This window comes from Acidovorax sp. CF316 (assembly GCF_000276605.1).
Classification (GTDB): domain Bacteria; phylum Pseudomonadota; class Gammaproteobacteria; order Burkholderiales; family Burkholderiaceae_C; genus Acidovorax.
On the sequence record NZ_AKJX01000165.1, the window covers coordinates 14,078 to 29,214 of the forward strand.

Genomic DNA, 15,137 nt, shown 5'->3' on the forward strand with positions numbered 1-15,137 from the left:
GTACCCGCCCGAATCAGCCAGAGCGCCTGCGCCGCCCCACCTTGCGCTTGCCGTACTGTTCGATGGCCGCCACCAGCACGCCCGTGAACTCCTGCACCAGCGGCGGCGGCGCCCGGCCGTCCAGCGCCAGCACCTGCAGGCGGCGCTGCTGCAGCTGCACGTCCTCGAACGGGCGGGCGGCGAGCACGCCCTCCTCCACCCAGCGCGCGGCCGTGAGGTAGCTGGCCAGCGCCACGTCGCGCGGGCCCAGCAGCGGCAGCAGGGCCGACGAGAAGTTGCTCACCACGGCCGGTGTGTAGCGCAGGCCTTGCAGCGTGCACGACAGGTCGAACAGCTGGCGCCCCGTGATGCCGGCCGTGCCCAGCAGCAGCGGGTAGCGCACCACATCGGCCACGCTCACGCTGCGCTGCTGCGCCAGGGGGTGCGCAGCCACGGTGATGGCGAATACGGGCGCAATGGCCGAATGCAGCACCGCCAGGCCCTTTTCGGGCGCCACGCTGTACTTGAGGGCCAGGTCCGCGTCGCCGCGCAGCACCTGGGTCGACACCTCCTCGGGCGTGCCCACGTGCAGTTGCAGCTCCACCTCGGGGTGCATTCCGCGGAACTGCGCCATCACCAGGGGCATGAAGCCCGCTGCAAAGCCCTCCGTACAGGCCAGCCGCACACGCCGAGCCTCCTGCGCAGCCAGGCCCTGCAGCTGCTCCACCAGTTGGGCCGACTCCTGCGCATGCGCGCCCGCATGCGCCAGCAGGCGCTCACCCGCGGCCGTGAGGCGCATGCCGCGCGACTGCCGCTCGAACAGCGCCACGCCCAGCGAATCCTCCAGCTTGCCCAATTGCCGGCTCACGGCCGACGCGGCCACATGCAGGCGCTGCGCGGCCTGGTTGACCGAGCCGGTGCGCGCCACCTCCAGGAAGTAGCGCAGGGGCAGGCTCAGCAGGGACAAGGGCATGGATGCTTTTGTATTGCCTTTGAGGCAATAGACAGTTGCTTATTCTCTACGAATAGCAATGGTAAACCAGCATCGATCTTGCGTGCATCGAGGCTCCAATCAACCCATCGCCACGCCGCGCCCGCCCCTTGCGGTGCAAAGCCCGGCGCCCTACCCTGGAGCCCCCATGACACAACGCCTTCGAGTCCCCCTGCTGATGGCCGCGCTTGCTGCAGCCTGCGGCATGGCCGGTGCGCAAACAGCCGCGGCCGCCAAGGACACCTGGCCCGACCAGAGCGTGCGCCTGGTCGTGCCCTTCCCGCCCGGCGGCGGCACCGACGCGGTGGCCCGCGCCCTCGGCCAGAAGCTCGGTACCCGCCTGGGCACGCCGGTGGTGGTGGACAACAAGCCCGGCGCCTCCACCATCATCGGCACCGAGGCCGTGGTGCGCGCCAAGCCCGACGGCTATACGCTGCTGGTCTCGGGCTCCACCAGCTACTCGGTCAACCCCGCGCTGCGCGCCAAGCTGCCCTACGACCCGCTCAACGACCTGGTGCCCGTGGCCACCGTGGCACGCGCGCCCCTGGTCATGGTGGTCAGCGCCAATGCACCCTACAAGGACCTCAACGCCCTGATCGCGGCTGCCAAGGCCGCGCCCAAGACCATCCACTACGCCACCTTCGGCTCCGGCTCGGGCCCGCACCTGGCAGGCGCGCTGCTCGAACAGGCAGCGGGCATTCAGCTGCAGGATGTGCCCTACCGCGGCAGCAGCCAGTCGCTGATGGCGTTGATCGGCGGCGAGATCCAGCTGGGCATCGACACCGTGGCCGCTGCTGCACCGCAGATCCGCGCGGGCAAGCTGCGCGCCCTGGCCATTGCGGGCAAGGCCCGCTCCAGCATGCTGCCCGGTGTTCCCACCGTGGCCGAACTCAAGCTGCCCGATGCGGCCTTCGACGCCTGGTACGCCATCGCCGCACCGGCGCGCACGCCGCAGACAGTCATCCGCCGCCTGGTGAGCGAGGTCGAGGCCGTCACGCGCGATCCCGCCATCCAGGAACAGATGCGCGCCCAGGGCATGGAGCCCGTGCACCTGGGGCCCGTGGCCACGCGGGCCGTGATCGACGACGAAATCGGGCGCTACCGCGCCCTGGCGCACCGCGCCAAAATCATTGTGGAGTGACGACGACATGACAACGACGATGAACCGGGACCAACTGCTCGCCAGCGTCCACCGCCATTTCGATGCGGGCCAGTTTGAGGCCGACCTGCGCCGCCGCGTCGGCTGGCGCACCGAAAGCGACACCGGCCAGCCCGGCGCCCCGGCACTGCGCCAGTACCTGACCGACGAGATCGTGCCCGGCCTCGAGCCGCTGGGCTTTGCCTGCGAGGTGCTCGACAACCCCGACCCACGCGGCGGCCCGGTGCTGCTGGCGCGCCGTGTGGAATCGGCCGACCTGCCCACGGTGCTGACCTACGGCCATGGCGACGTGGTCAACGGACAGGACGCCAACTGGCGCGAAGGCCTGTCGCCCTGGGAATTGAAGATCGAGGGCGACCGCTGGTACGGCCGCGGCACGGCGGACAACAAGGGCCAGCACACGGTGGTGCTCACGGCCCTGGCGCAGGCCATTGCGGCCCGCCAGGGGCGCCTGGGCTACAACGTGACCCTGCTCATGGAGATGGGCGAGGAAGCCGGCTCGCCAGGCCTGGCCGCCTTCTGCCAGCAGCAGCGCGAGGCGCTCAAGGCCGACCTGTTCGTCGCCAGCGACGGCCCGCGCGTGAACGCGGCGCGGCCCACGCTGTTCCTGGGTTCGCGCGGCGCGATCAACTTCTCGCTCAAGGTGAACAGCCGTCCGCGGGCCTACCACTCGGGCAACTGGGGCGGCGTGCTGTCCAACCCGGCCACGGTGCTGGCCCATGCCGTGGCGAGCATGGTCGACGCGCACGGCCGCATGCTGGTGCCCGGCCTGCTCCCCCCGCCCCTCCCGGAAAAGCTGCGCACGGCCATGAAGGACGTGGTGATCGGCGGCGGCGCCGACGACCCGGCCCTGACCCCGGGCTGGGGCGAACCCGGCCTGACACCGGGAGAGCAACTGGTGGGCTGGAACACGCTGGAGGTGCTGGCCCTGGGCGCAGGTTCGCCCGCACGGCCCGTCAACGCCATTCCTTCCAGTGCCGTGGCGCACTGCCAGTTGCGCTTCGTGGTCGGCACGGACTGGCGCAAGCTCCAGGACATCGTGCGCGCCCACCTGGATGCCCACGGCTTTGCCGAGGTGGAGATCGACCTCGGCATGCAGTGCGGCGCCACGCGCCTGGACCTGCACAACCCCTGGGTGGACTGGGCGCTGGCCTCCATGCAGCACAGCGCGGGCCAACCCGCCACCTTGCTGCCCAACCTGGCCGGCTCGCTGCCCAACGACATCTTTGCCGACGACTTGGGCTTGCCCACGCTGTGGGTGCCCCACTCGTACCCCGCCTGTGCACAGCACGCGCCCAACGAGCACCTGCTGGCCAGCGTGGCCCGCGAAGGCCTGGCCGTGATGGCCGGGCTGTTCTGGGATCTGGGCGAGTCTGCGGGTGTGCCGTGGAAGGAAGGCGCGCTGCCCGCCGAGGCCAGCGCCGCCTGAAGACGTGGCGGCCGGCCGGGCCGTCACCCGTTCGTCACAGCGCCGGGTCGCGCAGTTCCTGGCGGATCGCGTCAATGGCCTTGAGCACCTCGGGCGAGAGCGTGGTGCCCCAGGCGTTCAGGTCTTCCTCGAGCTGCGCCACCGAGGTCACGCCGATGATGGTGCTGGCCACCTGCCACTTGGTGTAGCAGAACGCCAGCGCCAGTTGCGTCGGCGTGAGGCCGTTGGCGCGCGCCAGCGCGTTGTAGCGGCGCGCGGCTTCGAGCGATTCGGGGCGGCCCCAGCGCTGCTTGCGCACCGATTCGTAGGACGAGATGCGTGCACCCTTGGGGGCATCGGGGCCGGTGGTGCCGCTCACGTCGTACTTGCCAGTCAGCAGGCCGAAGGCCAGCGGCGAGTAGGCCAGCAGCGAGACGTTCAGGCGGTGGCAGGTCTCGTCCAGCCCGTTTTCCCAGGTGCGGTTGACCAGGCAGTACGGGTTCTGCACCGTGGCCACGCGCGGCAGGCCATGCTGCTCGGCCAGGCGCACGAATTCGTGCACGCCATAGGGCGTTTCGTTCGAGAGGCCGATGGTGCGCACCTTGCCGGCCTTGACCAGGCCGGCCAGCGCATCGAGCTGCTCATGGATGGGGGTCTGCGAGGTTTCCTTGGCCGGGTCGTAGTACATGGTGCCGAAGGCCGGCACATGGCGCTCGGGCCAGTGGATCTGGTAGAGGTCGATCACGTCGGTCTGCAGGCGGCGCAGGCTGCCCTCGCACGAGGCGACGATGTCGGCAGGCGCCATGCCCTTGCCTTCGCGCACCCAGGGCATGCCGCGCGAGGGCCCGGCCACCTTGGTAGCCACCACCAGCTTCTCGCGCGCACCGGGGTTCTTGGCGAACCAGTTGCCGATGATGGTCTCGGTGGCGCCGAAGGTCTCGGCCTTGGCGGGCACCGAGTACATCTCGGCCGTGTCGATGAAATTCACGCCCCCTGCCAGCGAGCGGGCAAGGATGTCGTGGGAATCGGATTCGTTGACCTGTTCACCAAAGGTCATGGTGCCCAGGCAAATGGGGGTGACGTGCAGATCGCTCTGGCCGAGCTGGATGGTTTTCATGCGGACTCCGTTGGCAAGCCGCGCAGTTTACGGGTTGCCAGCAAACTCTGCTGGCATGAGCTTCTGCCGCCACCGAATAAGGACGACGCCCTATCCAGAGAGCCCCCACACCGTGCGCAGCAGCTGCAGCGTGGCCACGGTGGCCGGGTCGTGCTCGGCCGCACGCGGGTAGATGAAGCTCAGCAGCGCCCCGACCCGGGCATGCGGCCAGATCACCACCTCGCCGCGTTCGCTGGCGGGCAGCGCCACGTCCTCGCGCAGCAGCGACAGGCCCACCCCGGCGCGCACCAGGCTTTGCGGCAGCGAGACCTCGTCGGACTCGATCACCTGGTGCGGCGTGAGCCCCTGGCGCGCGAACATGTCGCGCATCAGCGTCTGCACGTGGTGCAGCGGCGGCGCACCGATCCAGGGCATCGCCGCGATGTCGCGCCAGCCCGCATGCAGTACCTGCGCCGCCTGGCTGGCCGGCCCGGCAATGCGGTAGTGGATGGTCTGCAGCGCCAGGCCCATCACCTCGCGCGGGATATTGGGGCCGATATAGAACGCCCCCTGCAGCAGCCCGGCCGCAACCTGCTCGCGCAGTTCCTCGGCCGCGCCATTGCGCGTGCGGATCTCCAGGAGCGGCAGGCTGCGCACCAGCGCACCGAGCAGCGAGCCCAGGCGCAGGGTGTCCGGATCGGCCACGGTGCCCAGGGTCAGCGAACCCGTGACTTCGCCCTGCAGGTCGCGCGCCTTGCCCAGCAGGTGGCCGGCCGCCGTCAGCACGTTCTCGGCCTCGGGCAGCAGGGCCTCGCCGGCCCGGGTCAGGCTGATGCGGCCCGGCCGCCGGTCGAACAGGGCCACGCCCAGCTCTTCCTCCAGCGCCTTGATCTGGGCGGTGATGGCCGGCTGGGTCAGGTGCAGGGCCTCGGCCGTGCGCGTCACATGGCCGAGCTTGGCCGCCGTGACGAAGGCACGCAGTTGGTAGATCTCCATGCCGCTCAGGCCACGGAGTGAAGGCAAAAGAAAGGTTCAGGCATCGGGCTGCATTGTGGCGTGGTCAGAAGGTGCGAATGAATCCGGCGTGTCCGAGCAGGCAGTCAAAACGCGCGCGATCCAGGCGCAAAGCGCAGCCATAGCGGGGGCTATGGCGAGCATTTGCAACGACGAGCGCGCGTGTTTTGGCGGCATGAGCGGGCATGGCGGGTTCGTTCACACCTTCTCATTGGTCAAGAAAGCGCACCTGCGTGGGCTCGATGCCCAGGCGCACCTCGGCGCCCGGCGCGAACATGGCCAGGCCCGCATAGTGCGGCTGGTCGGTGACCATGGCCACCTCGCCCACGCGCACCCGGTAGCGCGAGAACTCGCCCAGGAACTCGGCACTCTCCACCAGGCCGTTGAGCCACAGGCGCGAGGCATCGACCTGCTCGTCGCGCACGCGGATGCTCACCTGGTGCGGCCGGAAGGCCAGGGCTGCCGCCCCCACGGCGGGCGGGTCGGCCGGCCGGGGCAGCGTGAGATTGCCCAGGCCCTCGACGCGGAACACCAGTGTCTCGCCGCCGACCGACAGCACCTGCCCCTCGAGCAGGTTGGCCGTGCCCACGAAGCCCGCCACGAAACGGTTGATGGGAAAGTCGTACAGCCCCGTGGCGGCCCCCACCTGCTGCAGGATGCCCTTGTCCAGCACGGCCATGCGGTCGGCGGTGGTCATGGCCTCTTCCTGGTCGTGCGTGACGAAGATGGTGGTCAGACCCAGCTTGCGCTGCAGGTTCTTGAGCTCCTCGCGCATCTGCACGCGCAGCTGCTTGTCCAGGTTGGACAGGGGCTCGTCGAGCAGCAGCAGCTTGGGCTCGATCACCACCGTGCGCGCCAGCGCCACGCGCTGCTGCTGCCCGCCCGAGAGCTGACCGGGCCGGCGCTGCGCGTAGTCGGCCAGGCCCACCAGCTCCAGCACCGCGCCCACCTTGCGGCGGATGGCATCCTTGGTCTCGCGCCGCTCCACCAGGCCGAAGGCCACGTTGTCCCACACCGTCATGTGGGGCCACAGCGCGTAGTTCTGGAACACCATGCCGACGTTGCGCGCATGCGGCGGCGTGCCGGTGATGTCCTGCCCGTCCACCAGCAGCTCGCCGCGCTGGTGCTGGTTGAAGCCGGCGATCAGCCGCAGCAGGGTGGACTTGCCCGAGCCCGAGGGGCCCAGCAGCGCAAAGAACTCGCCGGGCTCGATGCGCAGGTTCACGTCGCGCAGCACCTCGGTGCTGCCATAGCTCAGGCTGATGTGCCGGGCTTCGAGAGAGACTTTGTTCAGATGCATGGAATGTTCACCCCTGTTTGGCCTGCACCGTGGTGCGCGAGCGCTCCACGAAGCGGTGCGAGAAATACGTGCCCAGGCCCACCACCACCACGGCCAGCACGCCCAGGGCCGCGCCCGGGCCGCGGCCCGAAATGCTCTGCATGTACAGGTAGATGCCGTAACTTATGGGCGCCTGGCTCTGCGCCGAGGCGAGCAGGATGGTGGCCGACAGCTCCACCGCGGCCGTGATGAAGCTGGTGACGAAGCCCGCGAGGATGCCGCCCATCATCAGCGGCACCATGATGCGGCGGATGGTGGACAGGCGCGATGCCCCCAGGCTCTGCGCCGCCTCTTCCAGCGACACATGCACCTGCTGCAGCGCCGCCATGCACGAGCGCAGCGCATACGGCAGGCGCCGCACCGCATAGGCCAGCATGATCAGCACCCAGGTGGTGACCACCGGCGTGTCGGTGAACGGCAGGTTCACGCCCTTGAACATGCGCAGGTAGCCAATCGCCAGCACCAGCCCCGGAATGGCCAGCGCGGCCGATGCCAGGTAATCGAGCCAGCGGCGCGCCGGCAGCTGCGTGCGCAAAATCAGGTAGGCGATGGCCGTGCCGATCACCACGTCCAGCCCGGCCGCGATGAAGCAGTAGAGCAGCGTGTTGCCGATCATCTGCTTGGAATCGGTGAACACCGTGGCGTAATGCTCCAGCGTGTAGGCATCGGGCAGCACCGAGAAGCTCCACACCTTGGAGAACGACATCAGCAGGATGCCGATGTGCGGTGCCAGCGTGACCAGCAGGATGAGCCCTATCCAGCCATAGGCCAGCACCGACTCCCAGGCCGACAGGCGTCGGCGCTGCAGCGAGCTGCCGCCCTTTTGCAGGGTGGCGTAGTCCTTGCCCTTCATCACGCGCGCCGCCATCCACAGCGCCAGGATCGAGAAGGCGATCATGATCACGCTGATCACATAGCCGAGCGGGTCGTCGATGCCCACCGAGGTGATGCGCAGGTAGGCCTGGGGCGCGAGCATGTTGGTCACGCCCATCACCAGAGGCGTGCCCAGGTCGTCGAACACCTTCACGAAGACCAGCGCAGCACCGGCCAGGTAGCCCGGCATGGCCAGCGGGAAGATCACGCGGCGGAACAACCGCCAGCCGCGCGCCCCCAGGTTCAGGGCCGACTCCTCCATGGCCCCGTCGATGTTGCGCATGGACGCCACCAGGTTCAGCAGGATGAACGGAAAGTAGTGGATGCTCTCGACGAAGGTCACGCCCACCAGACCGTCCATGATGGGCACGGTGAAGCCCAGGTATTCATTGAGCAGCAGGTTCACCGAGCCATTGCGCCCGAAGATCAGCTGCAGCGCCACCGCGCCGACAAAGGGCGGCATGATCAGCGGCAGCACGCCCAGGGTCTGGATCAGCAGCGCCCCGCGGAACTCGAAACGCACCGTGAGGTAGGCCAGCGGCACGGCGATCAGGCTCGCAAAGAACACGCTGGCCAGCGACACCACGAGGCTGTTGAAGAACGACTCGCGGAACACCGACTGCGCAAAGAAATTGGCGAAGTGCCCGATGGTGAGCGCGCCCGTCTCGTTGATGAAGGCGGTGTAGACCACGAGCCCCACGGGGATCAGCAGGAACAGCGCGAGAAAGGCCAGGATCAGCCCGAAGGCGAGCCAGGGCCCCACGCCCGTGAGGGCGTGCAGCAAACGGCGCGGGCGGGCCGCACCGGGCCCGGCGGCACCGGGTTCGGAATAGACAGCAGACATGGCGGGGGCTTCCCGGCGCCCGCGAGGGGCGCCCTTGGATGAGAGGGATGCGATGCGGCTACTTGGCCAGGCCTTGGGCCTGCTGTGCCAGGCCGCGCGCGCGCTCATAGTTCTCGCGCGCCTTGGTGGCCCACAATTGCTCCAGGCCTGTGAGCTGCTTGGAGACCTCGACGTCGCGCCGGTTCTTGCGGAACAGCGCGAGGAACTCCTCGTTCTTCACGTTGGACTCGCCCACCAGCGAGGTGTAGGCCAGGCTGCGCGCCTGGGCCAGCAGCTCGGACCCCTTGGGGTTGGGCTTGGCCTTCAGGGCCTTGTCGGCGTCGTGGATGGCGCGCGTGGCGGACTGCAGCTCCTTGAGGCGAAAGGTCACCATCTGATCGAACAGGCTGGTCACCACCTGGTAGCGGTTCTCGGACAGATCGGCGTCGAACTGCACCTTGGCGCGCTTGGCCACGTCCTGCGGCACGGGGTAGCCCGCGGGCGCCTTGAGGCTGCTGTAGGGCAGGATGGGCAGGCGGCTGATCTTGGGGTCGAACAGCAGCTGCTGCCCTTCGGTGGACATGCTGAAGGCCATGAACTTCCTGGCCTCATCGGTGTTCTTGCCGCCCGCGATCAGCGCGATGTTGGCCGGCACCACCGCCGTCATGGCCGGGTAGGCGAAGTCCACCGGAAAGCCCGAGTACTTGCCCGCCAGGCCGAAGAAGTCGATCACGATGCCGATGCCGTACTGGCCGTTGTTCACGCCATCGGGCACGGCAAAGCTGCGGTCGGTCACGGCGGCGGCATTGCCCATCATGGCCAGCAGCTGCGACCATCCCTTGTCCCAGCCCTCGCCCTGCAAAATGGTCTCCACCGTGAGCTGCGTGGTGCCCGAGCGCGAGGGCGAGGAGATCGCCACGTGGCCGAAGTACTCGGGCCGCGTGAGGTCGGCCCACTCCCTGGGCGCGGGCAGCTTGTTGGCCTGCAGGTAGCGCGTGTTCCACATGATGCCGTAGCCCGCCAGCGCCTGTCCGTAGTACAGGCCCTGCGGGTCGTTGAGCGGGTAGTTGCCGATCTTGGCCGGCGCAGCGGGGTTCTTCGTGTCGGGTGCGGCCTGCAGCAGCTTGTTGCGCGCCAGCACCTCGAAGGCATCGGGGGCCGAGGCCCACATGATGTCGGGGCGCTGGCCCTCGGGCAGCTCACGCACGTAGGCGATCGCCGCCGTGGTGTTCTTGTTCAGGATCTCGATCTTGATCCCCGGGTTCCTGGCCTCGAAGGCCTTCTGGTAGGCCGTGGTCAGTTCCTTGGGGAAGGACGTGAGCACCGTCACGGTGCCCGCCTGGGCGCCTTGCACGAACAGACCGGCGGCCAGGGCTCCGGCACAAAGAATGCGCTGCATGCTTGTCTCCTCGATGTTCTAGTGGCCCCAATGTAGGGCGCGCCGACGGCCTGTGCCAATCATTGTTTCTGATGCGGCACATCAGTCACAAGACCTGTCGGGTTATCACCTAGGAGAGCGGGTGACTTCAGCGCTCCATCAAGCCATTGGACGGCAGGGTCTCATCGAGCAGCTTGCGGCCGGTCTCCACACCGGCCACCGGCAGGCCCTTGGGGTCGAGCAAGCCCACCTGCACCAGCACGCTGGCCTGGTCCCAGTAGATGTGCTCGTGGTAGAGCTTGTCGCCGCGGAACTTGACCACCGCCAAGAGCGGTATCTCCACGCGCCGGCCGGTGGGCGCCACGCCGGGCAGCATCCAGGGGATCTCCGTGGTGTGGGTGAAGCAAAACAGCATCTCGTCGACCACCTGCGTGGCGCCCACCGTGCGCGAGATCGGCGTCAGGCTGGTGTCGGGCGGGTTGCTGTTGACGAAGTGGCGCGTGTAGAAATCGTGCAGATGCCGGTAGCCCACGCCGCCCGTCATGGTGGGGATGTGGTTCACGTAGGGCTCGGCCACCATGGTGGACATGGTTGCGTCCACGTCGCGCGTGGCGAACTCGTATTCGCAGTGCTTGTCCCACAGGGCCGACAGGTCGTAGTGCGGGCCCATGGCGCGGCGCAGCGCGGCCACGCTGCGCTGGTGCGCCATCAGCGCCGAGGGCTTGTGGAAGTGGTCGCCGCCCACGCGCGCAAACGCATGGTCGGTGCCGGGGTAGACGTACAGCTCCACGTTCTCGCGGCCCGAAAGGGCCTGCACGATGGCCTCGCGCGCCGGCGGCGGGCAAAAGCCGTCAAGCTCGGCAATGTGCAGCACCAGGCGGCACTGGATGTCCGCAGCCTCGGCCAGCGCGGCCTCGATGCCCACGCCGTAGTAGCCCACGGCCACGTCGGCATCGGTGCGGCAGGCCGCCAGGTAGGCCAGCTGGCCACCCAGGCAAAAACCCAGCACGCCGACCTTGCCGCCCTGCGAGCGAACCTCGGGGCGCGCACGCAGCGCCGAGATGGCCGCCTGCAGGTCCTGCACACCCTTCGCCTCGTCAAAGCCTTGGTAGAACCCGAAGGCGCGCGGCATGTCGCTGGCAGCATCGAGCTCCACCGCCGGCTTCTGGCGCCAGAACAGGTCGGGCACCAGCACCACATAGCCCTCTTCGGCGTAGTAGTCGGCCACGTCGCGCATGGTGGCGTTGACACCGAAGATCTCCTGCGCGAGCACCAGCCCCGGGCCACTGCCACTGGCGGGGGTGGCAAGGTAGGCGCGAAAGCGGCCGCTGCCGTCTGCGGCGTCGAGCGTGGTCCATTGTCCAGGCATGGTGGGGGTCCTTGTGGGTGGTGGTAATTTCTGGGAAGACTCAGGAGGCGGCGGCACCGGAGGTGGCCTGGGGCGCGGCAGCCGTGGCGGGGGCACCCGCATGCCGCGCCAGCAACTGCCGGGTGACCACCGCATAGTCCGACGGGTTCACGGGCTCCAGCCACTGCCTGAAGCGGGTGAAGGCGCCCAGCGGCAGTTCCATGTCCTGCAGCAGCTCGTCGATGTTGTGCACCGAGAACGGGATGATGTTGGTGCCCTTGGAATGCTTGCCGTCGGTGCGCTCCTCCATCCAGGCCAGGCGCCGGTCGATCTGCGCGTTCATCTGGTCCTGCGGGGGCAGCTGCAGCCCGCCGCGCAGGTGGTTGGCCAGCCACAGCGCACCGATCTCGCAGTTGAGCTGGCTGAAGAACGAGGAGTTGTAGCCGTTGAAGGCCAGGCGCGGCATGCCCACCGGCAGGATGGAACGGTACAGCCGGAAGTTTCCGCGCGCATCGGTCACGCGCTGCAGCACGCTGCTGTCGAAGAACGGCACCTGCTGCTGCCAGCCGGTGCCGCAGACCACCAGGTCGGCTGGCACCGTCTCGCCATTGCTCAGCACCGCCTGGCCGGGCTGCAGCGCGCGGATGCTCACGCCCTTGCGCACGCCCAAGGTGCCGGCTGCCACCTTCTCGTAAAAGCCATCGGTCACCAGGCTCACGGTGCTGCGGGCAATGGTTTCGAGCGGCGTGCCCGGGTGCAGGCCGATCTCGCGCAATTTCAGCTGGCGCGTGACCACCGACTCCACGCTGCCCAGCATGGAGTTGCGCACCGGCAGGCCCGCGCCATGCAGGAATTTCTCGAAGCCCTTGGGCTCGATGTACTTGAACAGCGCCTCGCCCATGCGCGTGAGCAGCAGGAACTTGAAGTTCAGCACGTTCATGAACTTCTTCGGGATTTTCCAGATCAGCTGGCGCGCCAGCACTGTGGTGCTGGCACTGTCGGCCGCAATCGCATTGGCCACGTCGCACGAGGACTTGCCGTAGCCCACCACCAGCACATGCTTGCCGCGCGCCTCATCGGCGTCGTTGAACTGGCTGGTATGGCACACGCGCCCGCCCGCCGCCTCAAAGGCATCGGCACCCGGGTACTGCGGCACGGCGGGCTCGCTGAAGATGCCGTTGCACACCACCAGGTAGTCGAAGCGGTGCACCTCGGCCGGCAGGGCGCCGCCCTGCCCGGCCAAGGCCCGGCGCGCCTTCACGGTCCAGACGCCGGCCTCTTCGTCGAGCACCGCGCTTTCCACCGTGGTGGACATGCGCAGGTGGGGAATCAACCCGAAGTGCTCGGCATACGCGTGCAGGTAGGCCTGCACCTGCTGGCCCGAAGGCCACTCGGGGTAGTCGGCTGGCATCGGAAAGTCCGACAGCGCATAGGTGGTGCGCGGGTTCTGCGTGGTCAGGCCCGGGTAGCGGCGCGAGGCGGCCCAGACGCCGCCCACGTCGGGCTCCTTCTCGAACACCGTCACCTCGAAGCCGAAGGCGCGCAGCACCTTGGCCGTGGAAAGGCCGGCAAAGCCGGCACCGATGATGCCTACGGATCGGATGGTCATGGCCATTGCTCCTTCACGACATGAGTTGGGGAATGGCGGGCGTATAGGACTCAGGGCCCATGGCCGAGTAACCGCCGTCGCACGCATAGTCGGCACCGGTCACGAAGCTGGCCAGGTCCGAGCACAGGAACAGCACCACATTGGCCACCTCGGCCGGGTCGCCCACGCGGCGCAGTAGGTGGAACGGGGCGGCCACGCGGTCGGTCTTGGCGCGGTCACCACCGGTGAGCTGGTCCATGATGGCCGACCAGGTCCAGCCGGGCGAGACACTGTTCACGCGCACGCCCTCGCCCGCCAGGTCCATGGCCATGCTGCGCGTGAGCTGCACCATGGCCGCCTTGCCTACGGGGTAGAGCCAGCGCCCCGTCTGCGCCACGCCCGAGGAGATGCTGGTGAAGTTGACCACCGCCCCGCCGCCCGCGCGCTGGAAGTGCGGGCGCACGGCCTTGAGCACCATCACCGCGCTGACCAGGTTGACGTTGAGCGAGGCCAGCCAGTCCTCGCGCGGCGAGGCAATGCCGTCGTCCAGGTACGAGCAGGCCAGGTTCACCAGGTAGTGCACCCCACCATGGCGCTCGGCGGCCAGGGCCACGCAGGCGGCCACCTGGGCGTCATCGGTGATGTCCGTGCGGCTGAACAGCACCCCATCCCCCAGCGCGTCCGCCAGCGCCTGCCCGGCCTCGGCGTTGATGTCGGCCACCACCACCCGTACCCCAGCCTGGTGCAATGCACGCACCACCCCGGCGCCGATGAGCGTGGCGCCCCCGGTCACGATCGCGCTCTTGCCGCGCATGCCTTCGAATCCCTGGACCATGCTGACTCCTGTGCTGACTGAAACATGTTGCGGTGCAGCAGCGGTAACACACCGTCACACCCGCCCCGGTGCACCCGGGTGCTAACGCTCTTGCAAAGCATCCGGGGCATGCACAAGAATAGGAAAGCAGCCCGCGCATCGGCATCCCGAAAGCGCAGGGCGTATCCCGCAAACGCATGTTTTCGCGCCCCTGCCGTGGCGTGCTTCGTGCTTGCTCCAGAAGAAACGACGCCCCACCGGCCGAAACACATGCCCACCGCCCAGCAGTGCAGCAGCAGCACCGCGCACCCGCTACCGCTGGCGCACTACCGCCTGTTCGACAGCCACGACCTGGACGAGGCGCGCGAGTTCGTGGGCCGGGTGTTCTGCCCGCACGAGCTGGCCACGCTGCACCCGGGCGCGCAGCTCGATGCCTGCCACCACAGCGTGCCCCTGCACCGGGACGCCAGCCTGAACTATGTGCAGTACGGCCCGGCCGTGCGCATCGAGCCCGGCCACCTCGCGGGCTTCTACCTGCTGCAGATACCGCTGCGCGGTGGTGCCAGCGTGCGCTGCGGCGGCCAGGCGCTGGAGTCGCACGCGCTCATGGCCTCGCTGCCCTCGCCCACCGAGCCGCTGTCCATGCGCTGGCACGAGGACAGCCCGCAGTTCATCGTCAAGATCGACCGCGAAGCCCTGCAGGCGCGCCTGTCGGCCCTGCTGCAGGCGCCGGTGCAGAAGCCGCTGGTATTCGAGTTGGGGGTGGACCTGGCCAACCCCACGCTCATGGGCATGGCCAGCTTCATTGCCTACCTGCGCTCGGCGGTCGAGACCAAGGCCTTCCTGCTGGGCCACCCGGTGCTGGCCGAGCAGGCCGAGAACCACCTGCTCACCAGCCTGCTGCTGTCAACGCAGCACAACTACTCCACAGCGCTGGCAGCGGGCACGGCCCTGCCGGGCAGCGCACCCGTGGTGCTGCCACGCGTGGTCAAGCGGGCGCAGGAGTTCATGCACAGCCAGCTGGAGCTGCCCATCACCCTGGCCGATGTGTGCGCGCACGTGGGCGTCAGCGCCCGGTCGCTGCAACAGACGTTTGCCCAGTGCACGGGCAGGAGCCCCATGGCCTTCCTGCGCGAGCTGCGGCTCGATGCGGTGCGTGCGGCATTGCAGCAGCCCGCCCGGTCCGAGCGCGCCCCGCAGGTCTCGGACATTGCGGCGCGCTACGGCTTCTTCCACCTGGGGCACTTTGCCGAGGGCTACCGCAAGCGCTTTGGCGAGACACCCTCGGACACCCGCCTGCGGCAGGGCAAAACCCACTGAGTCCGGC

General features: G+C 68.6%; 12 protein-coding genes. 3 read left to right on the forward strand and 9 right to left on the reverse strand.

Going from position 1 to position 15,137, the window contains the following annotated elements; genetic code table 11:
• Positions 1-13: 13 nt before the first annotated feature.
• Entirely contained in the window at positions 14-952 is a 939-nt protein-coding gene (locus PMI14_RS21195; RefSeq protein WP_007857421.1) for a LysR family transcriptional regulator, read from the reverse strand.
• Between the two features lie 166 nt (positions 953-1,118).
• Here PMI14_RS21195 and PMI14_RS21200 point away from each other — a divergent pair, with 166 nt between their 5' ends.
• Positions 1,119-2,111, forward strand: coding sequence for a tripartite tricarboxylate transporter substrate binding protein (locus PMI14_RS21200; protein WP_007857426.1), 993 nt, complete (start codon positions 1,119-1,121; stop codon positions 2,109-2,111).
• Positions 2,112-2,130: 19 nt separating this feature from the next.
• Positions 2,131-3,558 carry a M20 family metallopeptidase gene (locus tag PMI14_RS21205; protein WP_035204940.1) on the forward strand — a complete coding sequence of 476 codons (1,428 nt, stop codon included), beginning with the start codon at positions 2,131-2,133 and terminating at the stop codon, positions 3,556-3,558.
• A 34-nt stretch (positions 3,559-3,592) separates the two neighbouring features.
• On the opposite strand, the gene PMI14_RS21210 is transcribed toward PMI14_RS21205, so the two are convergent.
• The 8 genes from PMI14_RS21210 to PMI14_RS21245 form a co-directional block, all read right to left on the reverse strand.
• Positions 3,593-4,654, reverse strand: coding sequence for an aldo/keto reductase (locus tag PMI14_RS21210; RefSeq protein WP_007857429.1), 1,062 nt, complete (start codon positions 4,652-4,654; stop codon positions 3,593-3,595).
• A gap of 90 nt (positions 4,655-4,744) precedes the next feature.
• Positions 4,745-5,629 carry a LysR family transcriptional regulator gene (locus tag PMI14_RS21215; protein WP_007857430.1) on the reverse strand — a complete coding sequence of 295 codons (885 nt, stop codon included), beginning with the start codon at positions 5,627-5,629 and terminating at the stop codon, positions 4,745-4,747.
• Positions 5,630-5,855: 226 nt separating this feature from the next.
• Positions 5,856-6,941 carry an ABC transporter ATP-binding protein gene (locus PMI14_RS21220; RefSeq protein WP_186458053.1) on the reverse strand — a complete coding sequence of 362 codons (1,086 nt, stop codon included), beginning with the start codon at positions 6,939-6,941 and terminating at the stop codon, positions 5,856-5,858.
• 13 nt (positions 6,942-6,954) lie between these two features.
• Complete coding sequence (locus tag PMI14_RS21225) at positions 6,955-8,703, reverse strand: iron ABC transporter permease (protein ID WP_007857432.1); 1,749 nt, start codon at positions 8,701-8,703, stop codon at positions 6,955-6,957.
• Between the two features lie 58 nt (positions 8,704-8,761).
• On the reverse strand, positions 8,762-10,081 hold the full coding sequence (locus PMI14_RS21230; RefSeq protein WP_007857433.1) for an ABC transporter substrate-binding protein: 1,320 nt from the start codon (positions 10,079-10,081) through the stop codon (positions 8,762-8,764).
• Between the two features lie 127 nt (positions 10,082-10,208).
• Positions 10,209-11,429: a dienelactone hydrolase family protein gene (locus PMI14_RS21235; RefSeq protein WP_007857434.1), complete on the reverse strand. Its 1,221-nt coding sequence runs from the start codon at positions 11,427-11,429 to the stop codon at positions 10,209-10,211.
• Between the two features lie 40 nt (positions 11,430-11,469).
• A complete protein-coding gene (locus PMI14_RS21240; protein ID WP_007857435.1) occupies positions 11,470-13,017 on the reverse strand; it encodes an NAD(P)/FAD-dependent oxidoreductase in 1,548 nt (515 codons plus the stop codon).
• Between the two features lie 13 nt (positions 13,018-13,030).
• On the reverse strand, positions 13,031-13,831 hold the full coding sequence (locus tag PMI14_RS21245; RefSeq protein ID WP_007857436.1) for an SDR family oxidoreductase: 801 nt from the start codon (positions 13,829-13,831) through the stop codon (positions 13,031-13,033).
• Positions 13,832-14,080: 249 nt separating this feature from the next.
• Here PMI14_RS21245 and PMI14_RS21250 point away from each other — a divergent pair, with 249 nt between their 5' ends.
• Positions 14,081-15,130 (forward strand): AraC family transcriptional regulator, encoded by a 1,050-nt coding sequence (locus PMI14_RS21250; protein ID WP_007857437.1) that lies wholly within the window; start codon positions 14,081-14,083, stop codon positions 15,128-15,130.
• Positions 15,131-15,137 lie beyond the last annotated feature (7 nt).